The 10,815-nt window shown below is 61.4% G+C and carries 7 protein-coding genes and 1 tRNA gene; 2 read left to right on the forward strand and 6 right to left on the reverse strand.

Annotation, left to right across the window (positions count from 1 at the left end; all coding sequences use genetic code 11):
- Window positions 1–3: 3 nt before the first annotated feature.
- The 5 genes from AB5Y86_RS03375 to AB5Y86_RS03395 all read right to left on the reverse strand — a co-directional run bounded on the left by AB5Y86_RS03375 (window position 4) and on the right by AB5Y86_RS03395 (window position 4,393).
- A complete protein-coding gene (locus tag AB5Y86_RS03375; RefSeq protein WP_368192140.1) occupies window positions 4–2,157 on the reverse strand; it encodes an FAD-dependent oxidoreductase in 2,154 nt (717 codons plus the stop codon).
- A complete protein-coding gene (locus AB5Y86_RS03380; RefSeq protein ID WP_021231092.1) occupies window positions 2,157–2,738 on the reverse strand; it encodes a carboxymuconolactone decarboxylase family protein in 582 nt (193 codons plus the stop codon). The genes AB5Y86_RS03375 and AB5Y86_RS03380 overlap by 1 nt, the downstream gene beginning before the upstream one ends.
- Window positions 2,739–2,763: 25 nt before the next feature.
- Complete coding sequence (locus tag AB5Y86_RS03385; protein ID WP_368192141.1) at window positions 2,764–3,438, reverse strand: DUF1499 domain-containing protein; 675 nt, start codon at window positions 3,436–3,438, stop codon at window positions 2,764–2,766.
- A 179-nt stretch (window positions 3,439–3,617) separates the two neighbouring features.
- Window positions 3,618–3,896, reverse strand: a complete 279-nt coding sequence (locus AB5Y86_RS03390; RefSeq protein ID WP_040066119.1) for a peptidylprolyl isomerase — start codon at window positions 3,894–3,896, stop codon at window positions 3,618–3,620.
- A 122-nt stretch (window positions 3,897–4,018) separates the two neighbouring features.
- Window positions 4,019–4,393 (reverse strand): hypothetical protein, encoded by a 375-nt coding sequence (locus AB5Y86_RS03395; protein WP_005334267.1) that lies wholly within the window; start codon window positions 4,391–4,393, stop codon window positions 4,019–4,021.
- 514 nt (window positions 4,394–4,907) lie between these two features.
- On the opposite strand from AB5Y86_RS03395, the gene AB5Y86_RS03400 reads away from it, so the two are divergent.
- Together AB5Y86_RS03400 and AB5Y86_RS03405 are read left to right on the forward strand one after the other, a co-directional pair.
- Complete coding sequence (locus tag AB5Y86_RS03400) at window positions 4,908–6,683, forward strand: autotransporter assembly complex family protein (RefSeq protein WP_368192142.1); 1,776 nt, start codon at window positions 4,908–4,910, stop codon at window positions 6,681–6,683.
- Between the two features lie 61 nt (window positions 6,684–6,744).
- Complete coding sequence (locus tag AB5Y86_RS03405; protein WP_368192143.1) at window positions 6,745–10,545, forward strand: translocation/assembly module TamB domain-containing protein; 3,801 nt, start codon at window positions 6,745–6,747, stop codon at window positions 10,543–10,545.
- A 176-nt stretch (window positions 10,546–10,721) separates the two neighbouring features.
- Here AB5Y86_RS03405 and AB5Y86_RS03410 read toward each other — a convergent pair.
- Window positions 10,722–10,806 (reverse strand) — tRNA-Tyr (locus AB5Y86_RS03410).
- Window positions 10,807–10,815 lie beyond the last annotated feature (9 nt).

Genomic DNA, 10,815 nt, shown 5'->3' on the forward strand with positions numbered 1-10,815 from the left:
TTGTCAGGCGCCACGGCGCCAGCGGTGATAACGGGCCAGCAACGGCAGCACCCGGGTGGGCTGGTGGGCGCGTTTCCATTCACCTGCCACGTATTTGTTCCCCTCCATCAGGGTGGGATAGGCGTGAATGGTGCCGAGGATCTTGCCAAGGCCGAGGCGGTGACGCATGGCGAGCACGAACTCGGCGATCCGCTCACCGGCGTGAGTGCCCACTATGGTGGCGCCAAGGATAGTATCCTTGCCCGGCACGGTCAGCACCTCGACAAAACCGTGGCGCTCCCCATCGGCAATGGCTCTGTCCAGCTCGGCCAGCTCGAAGCGGGTCGCCTCGAAGGGGATCCCCTGCGCTTCGGCTTCCTTGCGATTTAGGCCGACCCGGGCAATCTCCGGCGTGGTGTAGGTGGCCGCCGGAATGACCCGATAGTCGGCCCGAAAGCGCTTGAACTGGCCAAACAGGGCATTGACCGCCGCATACCAGGCCTGATGGGCGGCAAAGTGGGTGAACTGGTAAGGGCCCGCTACGTCTCCCACTGCCAGTATGCTGGGGAAGTTGGTGGCAAGGAAGCCATCGACCGCTATGGTGCCGCGGGGGGCCAGCTCGACACCCAACGCTTCGAGCCCGAAGCCGCTGACGTTGGCGACCCGACCCAGTGCCAGCAGCAGTTGATCCCCTTCCACCACTTGTGTCTCATCGCCCCGGCGCAGTTGCAGCCGGATGGGGAGATCCCCCTTGGCTGCGGGCAGATAGTCGGCTCGTTCGGCGCGCCAGCCGGTGAGTAGCTGCACGCCATCGCGGCTCATCTGGCCGGCCAGCGCGTCAGCTATCTCACTATCTTCGCGGGGCAGCAGTTGCTCCGAGAGTTCCACCAAGGTCACGGGAATGCCGAGCAGGGCGAAGCTCTGGGCCAGCTCGCAGCCGATAGGGCCACCACCCAGCACCAGCAGCCGGCGCGGCGGGGTGCGCAGCTGCCAGAGGCTATCCGAGGTGAGGTAAGGCACCTGATCCAGCCCCGGTAGCTTGGGCACCAGCGGCCGGGCGCCAGTGGCGATAACGATATGGCGGCTGGCGAGGCGCTGGCCGTTCACCTCCACCTCCCAGGGAGAGACCAGCCGCGCCTCCCCTTCGATGCATTCCACTCCAAGCCCCTGATAGCGTTCGATGGAGTCGTGTGGCTCGACCTCCTTGATCACCTCAGCCACCCGCTCCATCACGGCGGCAAAATCGGCGCGGGAGTGGCTTGGGCTAAAGCCCAGTTCACTGGCCCGGCGTTGTTCGGCGGCAAAGCGGGCACTTCGGATCAGCGCCTTGGAGGGGACGCAGCCGCTGTTGAGGCAATCGCCCCCCATCTTGTGCTTCTCGATGAGCGCCACCTTGGCCTTCACCGCTGCCGCGATATAGCTGGTAACCAGCCCACCTGCACCGGCACCGATCACCAGCAGGTTGTAGTCGTAGCGAGCGGGCTTGCGGTAGGGGGAGAGCAAGCGGCGCAGCGCGAGCTTGGCGGTCAATTTCTTGACCAGCCAGGGCATCAGCCCCAGCAGGGTCAACGCGACCATCAGGCCGGGGGAGAGGATATTTCCGGTGCTGGTTAACTGGCCAAGCTCGCTGCCCGCCAGCACATAGACGAAGGTGCCAGGCAGCATGCCAAGCTGGCTGACCCAGTAGTAGGTGCTGACTCTGATGGGGGTGAGCCCCATCAGCAGATTGACCAAAAAGAAGGGGAAGATGGGGATGAGGCGCAGGCTGAGCAGATAGAAGGCCCCCTCCTTCGCCATGCCGGACTGAAAGGTGGCCAGCTTGTCGCCAAAGCGGGCGGTGACCCAGTCGCGCAGCAGAAAGCGGGCGCTGAGAAAGGCCAGGGTTGCGCCTATGGTGCTGGCAAAGGAGACCAGCAGCAATCCCCAGCCGACGTCGAAAACCGCGCTGCCACCCAGGGTGAGCAGGCTGGCACCGGGCAGGGAGAGGGCGGTGCTTAGCACATAGATAAGCACGAACAGCAGGCTGGCCGAGACAAAGTGGCTGTCGACCCATTGCGCCACTGCCGCCTGCTGGGCCTGCAAGGCGTCCAGAGTGAGGTAACGACCGAGATCGAGGGCAAAAAAGGTGCCGATAAGGCCCCCCATCACCAGCGCAAGCAGCAGGCGGGTCCGGTTCATCAGGCATCCTTGCTGTCTGGCTGTGCGGGGCGTTCCGGCTGCACCGGCAGCTGACAGAAGCCCTGCGGCGCGATATCGAGGGCGGCGTTGAACTTGGCCGACATGTTCTGGAAGGCGATAAGGCCGGTCAGCTCCACCATGGCGTCGTCATCGAACCAGGGTTTGAGGCGGGCAGCCTGCTCATCGCTCACCCCATCTAGGCCAGTCATCGCTTCGGTATAGTCGAGCACCGCTTTTTCCCGCTCGTCAAACAAGGGGCTTTCGCGCCAGTTGGCCAGCGCCTCCACCTTCTCGCTGGAGCCAGCTCTCTTTACCAGGGTCATGGCGTTGATGTCGACGCAAAAACGACACCAGTTGAGCTGGGAGACCCGCACCGTCACCAGCGAGCGCAGCACGGGATCGATGGGGGAGCGCTTGCGGTTGATGACGCCGTAGAGGGTGGCGACGGCGGCAAAGAGGCGCGGCGAGCGGCCCCAGCATTTGCCCGGAATAAGCACCTGACCATAGTTGCGCTTTTGCAGCCAGAAAAAGGGGCGGATAAACCAGGCATATTCCCGGTCGGGTTTGACCTCAACGCGCATCAGTTACCTTCTTGTTGTTTCACACTTACGGTTTCAAATTGGGTTTGTAGGCCTGGCCGAGGCGCTCATTCAGGCGGGTCAGGAAATCCTCGATCCGTGCCCGGTTGGTGCCCAGATCGCTTTGCCCCTGACGGGAGGCTGATCGCATATCGATGCGGGTCTCTTTGGGGCCAGCAAAGACCCGCAGCGCCACATCATCCTGAAAGCCGAACCAGCCGGTGGTAACCACCGCATCCAGACCGTCCGGGCTGGGTCGTACTTGCCAGCCCAGCTCCTGCATCAGCTCGTTGGCTTCAATCAACACGTCGGCAGGAGAGGCCCTGGTAAAGAGAGGACCGGGTTTTGCCTCAACTGCTTTCAGCGGAGCGCTATTAATTGGCAGATCCTGCGCTGTTCTGAGCTCCGCCGCCCAGCGCAGTGGGGGGGGATTGTAGGGATCTGTGCTCACATCGTTGATCAGCGGCATGCGCAGCGCCTGCAGCACAAAGGTCAGCGGCAGCAGCAGCGGCAAGGCGCCGAGGACGCTGGCGTAGCGGTTGCGGCTCCAGGGCAGACGCACCAGCAAGAGCAGTGAGACAAGGGCTCCGATGAGACAGATCGCAAAACCGATCCACCAGGGCCAGAGATGAAAGCGGCTGCCGAGGGCGCCAGCGAGCGGGAGTAACCAGGCCAGCAGGGGCCACAAGCAAGAGCGGGGCATAGCACGGGATCCATCGTCGAATGTGGACAATGCCGAGAAGGATAAACTTAATTGCCTGATAACGTTAGTAAATTGATGAGAGTTTGGCGTGGTTTTGGTCAGTTTTGCGAGGGGAATGCAGAGGGAGGTGAAGCCCGCCTGACGGGAGCTTCACCGAGAAGATGGTCAGTTGTGATGACTTAGTTGCGATAGAGCACTTTGATCAGATGGAAGCCGAACTTGGTGCGCACCGGCCCCAGCACCTTGAGCAGTTCACCCTTGAAGACGGCATCGTCAAATGCTTTCACCATATCTCCCTTGGAAAATTCTCCCAAATCGCCAAAACGCTTGCCTGAGGGACAGGTAGAGAAGCGCTTGGCCATCTGGCCGAAGTCGGCTCCCTTCTCGATCTTCTCCTTGATCTCCAGACACTGTTTTTCGGTCTTGACCAGAATGTGCTGGGCACAGGCTTTTTTCATCGGGCGCTCCTGGGAGTGATGGCGAAGGTTGTTAACGCCAAGGGTGGTAGCAAATCGGGGCGCAAGAGTACCCCAATTTGCCACTGGCGTCAGCCATCACAGCCCGCCCTTTATCGGCCGTATTATTGGCGAGCGCGGGTGGCCAGCATGGCGCGGGGACGCGCTTGCCAGATGATCTCCAGACCGAGCAGGGCGTAGAGGCTCCAGATGGCCAGCGGATTGAGCCACTCCCCCCCCAGTTGCAGGGTCATCAGGGCGCAACCTGCCAGCAGCAAGGTGATCCCCGGCAGCCGCCAGTGGACGGGCAGGGGGGCCAGCAGCGCCATCGCCAGCAGAATGCCGAGGCCAAACGGCAGGTTCAGGGCGGTAAAGGCCAGCGCCTGTTGGCCACTCATGCCGGTCAGCAGGGCCAGCAGGGCGCTGCAACAGGCGAGGAAGGTGATGAACTCGAGACGATCGGCAATATAGTCAGCCATCTGTTCGCTACGTGCATGCATGATGTGTCTCTTTCAGTTGATGGTTCAAGTGTGAGGGAGGGACGTTCGCAAAGGCAGCGGGATAATTCGATTGTGCTGAACGAGCAATTCTTAATCATCCGCTACGGCGGGCTTTAGCGTGTGCCGGGCCTGTTAAACGGTGAGGGTGGGGCGATGCCGACAAACTCTGTCGTGGTGGGTTTCTGGTGGTAAAGAGAGGAGGAGAGGTGACAAATGGTACCTGATGGTGGGGTGAGCCTTATTCAGGGCAGGTCAATTCGCTTCCATCGGGAAAGCGGGCGGCGTCATTGTCACCAAAATGTGTGATTTGTGGTCAACCTCTTAAAAGATATGGCGAATTTGCCAATGGTGCTGCGCTGTCGCTGGCGGATGCCTATGTTAGGATAAGGTTCGCCATTTTTCTGGCGCGCATTTTTGTGTCACGGCCATGCACGGCATGGCGTGCTGCGCCGCATTCGGGGTTGGCCCGAAAGGGCGCTGGTTTCCTTCACCACAGATTCAGGAATATTGACCTTTGACAGGATGCATTTCATCCCTGCTGGCAGGGCGTTCACTGTTCGGCCCTGCGTTTCGCCGCGGCCTGCGGGTACTGGGGGGGGGCCTGTTGCTGTCGCTGCTGGCTTCGCCCGCGTTTGCCGCCAAGCTCACCTATCAGGTCAAGGGGTTGAAAGGGGAGAACAAGGATAACGTTGAAGCCTACCTCAATGCCCTGCCGGTCTATCAGGAGCGGCAATACCGCCCGGCTCGAGCCAAAATCACCGAGAGCGTGCAAAAGGCGCTGCAGGTATATGGCTACTACCAGCCGAAAATCACCCTGAGTCGCGACAAGAAAACCCCGTCCAAAGTGGTGATTGAGGTGGACAAGGGGGAACCGGTCATCGTATCCCGCCTCGATATTCTGCTGGAGGGGGATGCGGGCAGCGATGAGCTCTACAGCGCCCTGCTGGACAAGTTGCCCCTCAAAGAGGGGGAGCCCCTCAATCACGCCAAATATGAATCCATCAAGGCGGATCTGGGCAGCCTCGGGCTGGCCCGCGGTTACTTTGATGCCAAGCTGAGCAAGAGTCAGGTCAAGGTGTTCCCGGACAAGGGGACGGCGGAGATCTTTATTCTGTTCGAATCGGGCCATCGCTACCGTTTTGGCGAGATCCGCTACGATGCCACCCCCGAAGCGCTTCACCTTATTCGCCCGCTTATCAACATCAAGAGCGGCGACCCCTATCTCGCCATCCGTCTGGCCGAGATGTCGCAGGATGTCTCCTCCACCAAGCTGTTCCGTCAGGTCGATATCAAGCCGGTATTGAGCGAGGCGAGCAACTATCGGGTGCCCATTGCGGTGACGCTGGATAACCGGATCGATCACGAAATCGAGACAGGTATCGGTTATGCCACCGACGTGGGGCCGCGGATGAGTGCCACCTGGGAGAAGCCTTGGGTCAACCGCTACGGCCACCGCCTGTTTGCCACCGCCAAGGTGTCGGCGCCGGAGGCAGAGCTCAGCTTCGACTATCAGATCCCGGTGGGCAACCCGCTGCGGGACTACTACTCCATCCAGACCGGCTACCAGTACAAGGACAACAACGATACCCGCTCCGATCTCACGACCATCGGTGTGCACCGCTGGACGCGGCGGCCGGAGAGCTGGGATCGGGACGTCTTTATCCGGCTGGAGAACGAGATCTATACCCAGGGTGCCGACGAGGGGAACAGCTTGCTGCTGATCCCCGGGGTCTCCTGGTCCCGACTGCGGGTGCGCGGCACTCTGGTGCCCGACTGGGGGGATCGCCAGCAGCTGACGCTGGAGTTCTCCGACCCCAGATGGGGTTCCGACATCAGCTTTATGCGGGTGTGGGGACGCAGCAAGTGGCTGCGAACTCTTGGCGATAACCACAGATTCCTGATGCGGGCCGAGCAGGGGGCCATCATAGGTGACAGCTTCTCGCTGGTGCCGCCGTCCTTGCGCTTCTTTACCGGTGGCGATCAGACGGTGCGCGGCTTTGGTTACGAGAGCATCTCCCCCACCGGGCCGGATGGCAAGCTGACCGGTGGCCGCTACACCAGCGTGGCCAGTCTGGAATACAACTACCGCTTCAGCGAGAAGTGGCTGGGGGCCATGTTTGTGGATGGCGGCACCTCCACCACCGATTACAGCGAACCCTGGAAAATTGGTACCGGCGTCGGTGTGCGCTGGGTCACCCCCATCGGTCAGGTCAGGCTGGATCTGGCGGTCGGGGTATCTGAGGAGGACAAGCCCTTGCGGCTGCATTTCGCATTGGGGCCTGAATTATGATGTTGTCTAAACGCTTTTTTCTTTGGCCGCTGCGGCTGTATCTTGCGCGGGGGTCTGCATTGTGATCTGGCTAAAACGCATTTTTCTCTGGCTGATGGGGCTGGTGTTCCTGCTGCTCATCGGCGTCAGCCTGCTGGGCTTTACCCATCAGGGCAACAAGTGGTTGTGGCAACAGGCCAAGGGAGCGCTGCCTTCTCTCAAGGGGGAGCTGGTGGCCGGTCAGCTTGGCTATGGCTGGACTCTGGAAGGGGCGGGTTGGCAGGATGAGCTGGTGGATGTCACTGTGGATCGCGCCGTGCTCGACTGGGATCTCGGCAAGTTGCTGCAGGGCAAACTCTGGATCAAATCGCTTGAAGTGACTCATCCGGTGGTGAAGGTGGCTGACTCGGAGCCTGCACCGGAAGAGCCTTCCGAACCCTTTGTCTGGCGCCCGCTGCCACTCAAAATTCAGGTCGACAGCCTCAAGGTAGCCGATCTCGATCTGGCGGTGCCCGGTGTTGCTGTGACGCTGGGATCCCTCGATATCGGCGCCACCCTCAATCGCAAGGGGCTGATTGTACGCGGCCCGGTGCTCGATAACCTGACGGTGACGCTGGATGACGCGGCACCCGCCAGCACAGCCAAATCTGCCAAACAGCCGGCCGCTAACGAGAAGCAAGCCGGAACTGCGGTGGCGCGCAACGACAAGGCCAGCGCCGAGACAGCCAAACAGGGTAAAGGGACGCCTGCTGCGAACACGGCAAAGGCAGACCCCATTCTCCTGCCCGCCATTCATCTTCCTTTCCCCATCCAGCTGGAAGGGGTCAGCGCGACCCGGGTGCAATATAAGCAGGGCGAGCTGATTGAAGGGCTCGACAAGTTGCTGCTGTCGGCCACTGCTGCCGACGATCGCATCGAGGTGCGCGAGTTCTCGCTACGCCACGCCATGGCCGATCTGGCGCTCAAGGGCCATATCCAGCTCAGTGACGACTACCCGCTGGCGGTGACGCTGGATGCCAAGGCCCGCAAGGGGCTGCTGGATGGCGAGCTGCAAGGGGAACAGGCCACGCTGGCGCTGAGCGGTTCGGTCGGCAAGCTGGGGCTGGTGTTGTCAGCCAAGGGGCCGATCGCCGCCAATCTCAAAGGTTCTCTGGCAGCCCTCGACCCGGATCTCCCTTTTGATTTGACCCTCGACTGGAAGAGCCTCGGTTGGCCTCTTCACAAGCCTGCCAAAGATGAGCCGAGCTATCTGCTGGACAAAGGGAGCCTGACTGCCAAGGGCAAGCTCTCCGGCTACCAGTTTGCCCTCAATACCTCCGGCAAGGGGACCGATGTCCCCCCCTTCAAGCTTGCGCTGGACGGGAAGGGGGATCTGGAGCGGCTCAGCAAGATCGCCTTGCAGCTCAATGCCCTCAAGGGGGAGTTGAAGCTCGATGGCAAGCTCGCCTGGAACAAGGGGATCGAGTGGCAGGGAACCACCCTGTTCAAGGGGATCAATCCGGCCGAGCTGCTGCCTGAGCTGAAAGGGACGCTGGGCGGTGAGCTGGAGAGCCGTTTCGTGATGAACGAAGCGGGCCACTGGGAGCTGAAACTGCCCAAGCTCAAGGTGGATGGCAAGCTCAACCAGTACCCGCTGGCCCTCAAGGGGGAGCTTAGCTGCAACGACAAGATGGAGTGGCTGATCCCGGCGCTCTCGCTCCAAAGTGGCCCGAACCAGTTGCAGGCCAAGGGCAGCATCAGCACTGCCCAATGGAAGCTCGATGCCAACCTGCAGGCTCCCCAGCTGGGGGGTATCTATCCCGGCCTGAAAGGGGATATCAAGGGGCAGGTGAAGGTCAGTGGCAATCAGCAGACGCCAAAAATCGATGCGGATCTCGCCTCCGAGCGGCTCTACTATGCCGGCACCGACCTGAAGGGCATTAGCCTCAAGGGCAATGCGGTGATCGGTGCCAAACCGGCCGGTGAGCTCTCGCTGTTGGTGGCGCAGTTGAAACAGGGCGAAACCAAGCTCAGCCAGCTGGCCCTGAACCTCAGCGGCGATATCAGTCAGCATCTGTTGACCCTGACCATGAAGGGTGACCCTGTTGCGGCCAACCTCAAACTGGGTGGCGGCGTGCGCGGGGATCACTGGCGCGGGGCGCTCTCCGAGTTGCGGCTGAAAACCCCGCTGCGCCGTTGGGACTTGAGCTCCCCGTGGGCACTGGATCTCGATCTGCCGCGTCAGCGGCTGGCGATGGGGGATCTCTGCCTCGGCTCCCAGGGGGCCAGCCTCTGCGTCAAGGGGAGTCAGGTCTCCGCTGCCCAGGGTACCCTGGAGTTTGCCCTGAGCGAGTTTGATCTCAAACGGCTACGCCCTTGGTTGCCGGACAACTTCCGCTGGCAGGCGATGCTCTCGGCCGATGGCCGCGCCAGCTGGCGTGGCAATCAGCCGACCCTGCATGCGGTGGTGCGCACCACGCCGGGCACTTTTGTGGCAGATGGCCTCAAGACCGACTATCAGCAGCTGGCTCTGGCTCTGGATTTCGAGCGGCAGCAGGCGGCCATTCGCCTCGATTTTGCCTCCAAACAGATCGGCAATATCGATACCGATCTGCTGATCAGGGAGCCCGCCGGTCGCGGTCTGCTCGGCGGTCAGCTCAAGTTTGACGATCTCAAGCTCAATACTTTTGCGCCGCTGATCCCTGAGGTGCGCTCCCTGCAAGGGATCATCTCCGCCGATGCCCGTTTCGACGGCACCCTGGCGGCGCCCCTGTTGTTTGGCCAGCTCAACCTGCGTGACGGTGAAGTGCAGACCCACTCTGACATGGTGACCCTGACCAAGCTGGTGACCCGCCTCAAGATCGAGGGAAATCGCGCCGAGCTCGATGGCTCCATGCTGGTGGGCAAGGGACCGCTGGCGTTGGGCGGCTGGCTCAGCTGGGCCAAGATGCCGGTCAGCGGCAGCCTCACCATTCAGGGTAAGGATCTGGAGGCACAATATCCGGGCATGGGCCGGGTCAGAGTCTCGCCCGATATCGCGGTGTCGCTGGGGGAGGAGACCCGGATTACCGGTCAGGTGGATATTCCCTGGGCGCGCATTCTGGTCAAGAGCCTGCCGGATTCGGCGGTGGCTGTCTCCGACGATGTGACTGTGGTCTATGACGATCTGCCCCCGGCTCCCAAGCAGGCAAGTCTGCCGCTGGCGATGAAGGTGGCGATCCGCCTTGGCAACGATGTGAAGCTCGATGCCATGGGGCTGAAGACCGATGTCTCCGGTGGCCTCAATATCCGTCAGGATCCCGAGAAACCGCTGGCTGGCAATGGCCAGCTGGTGCTGACCAACGGCCGCTTCAAGGCTTACGGTCAGAACCTCATCATCAAGGAGGGGCGGATCCTCTTCTCCGGTCCGCTGGATCGGCCCTTCCTCAACATCGAGGCTAACCGGGATCCCGATACCATCGAGGGTCAGGTGACGGTCGGGGTGCGGGTGACCGGCCCTGCCAGCAAGCCTGAGATCACTGTCTACTCCGAACCGCAGATGGCGCAGTCGGAACAACTCTCCTATCTGCTGCGCGGCAAAGGATTGCAGACCGGCGGTGAGGATGGCGGTTTCAACGGTCTGCTGGTGGCCGGTGCGGTGAGTCAGGCCAATGGCGTGGTGTCGAGTATCGGCGAGTCGCTGGGGATGAGCGATGTCTCTCTCGATACCGCGGGCAGTGGCGACAACACCCAGGTGACTCTGTCGGCCTATTTGCTGCCGGGATTGCAGTTCCAGTACGGGGTCGGGGTCTTCAGCCCCATCGCCGAATTCAAGCTGCGCTACGAGGTATTGCCACGGCTCTATCTGCAAGCGATGAGCGGGGTGGCTCAGGCGGTCGATATCTTCTATCGCTTTACTCTGTAACGCTTCATCCCGTAACAGGGCTGATATGAACGTAAACGGGAGGCGCAGACCTCCCGTTTTTTATTGCGCGATCGGCTGCAGGTAAATGGCGATAAGGCACTGGAGTGCAGAGGGAGAATGGATTGCGGCGGGCCAAAAATGCGAAAACCCGGCGCCAGGCCGGGTTTTCTGAATGATGGTGGAGGGAGAAGGATTCGAACCTTCGAAGGCAGAGCCGTCAGATTTACAGTCTGATCCCTTTGGCCGCTCGGGAACCCCTCCACGGGGTAT

It is taken from the genome of Aeromonas sp. s8 (assembly GCF_040907785.1).
In the GTDB taxonomy this organism is placed as follows: Bacteria; Pseudomonadota; Gammaproteobacteria; order Enterobacterales; family Aeromonadaceae; genus Aeromonas; species Aeromonas veronii.

Excerpts from the sequence above, each read along its gene's own strand:
- AB5Y86_RS03380 (WP_021231092.1), bottom strand. The coding sequence starts at position 2,738 with ATGCGCGTTGAGGTCAAACCCGACCGGGAATATGCCTGGTTTATCCGC.
- AB5Y86_RS03390 (WP_040066119.1), bottom strand. The coding sequence starts at position 3,896 with ATGAAAAAAGCCTGTGCCCAGCACATTCTGGTCAAGACCGAAAAACAG.
- AB5Y86_RS03385 (WP_368192141.1), bottom strand. The coding sequence starts at position 3,438 with ATGCCCCGCTCTTGCTTGTGGCCCCTGCTGGCCTGGTTACTCCCGCTC.
- AB5Y86_RS03395 (WP_005334267.1), bottom strand. The coding sequence starts at position 4,393 with ATGCATGCACGTAGCGAACAGATGGCTGACTATATTGCCGATCGTCTC.
- AB5Y86_RS03375 (WP_368192140.1), bottom strand. The coding sequence starts at position 2,157 with ATGAACCGGACCCGCCTGCTGCTTGCGCTGGTGATGGGGGGCCTTATC.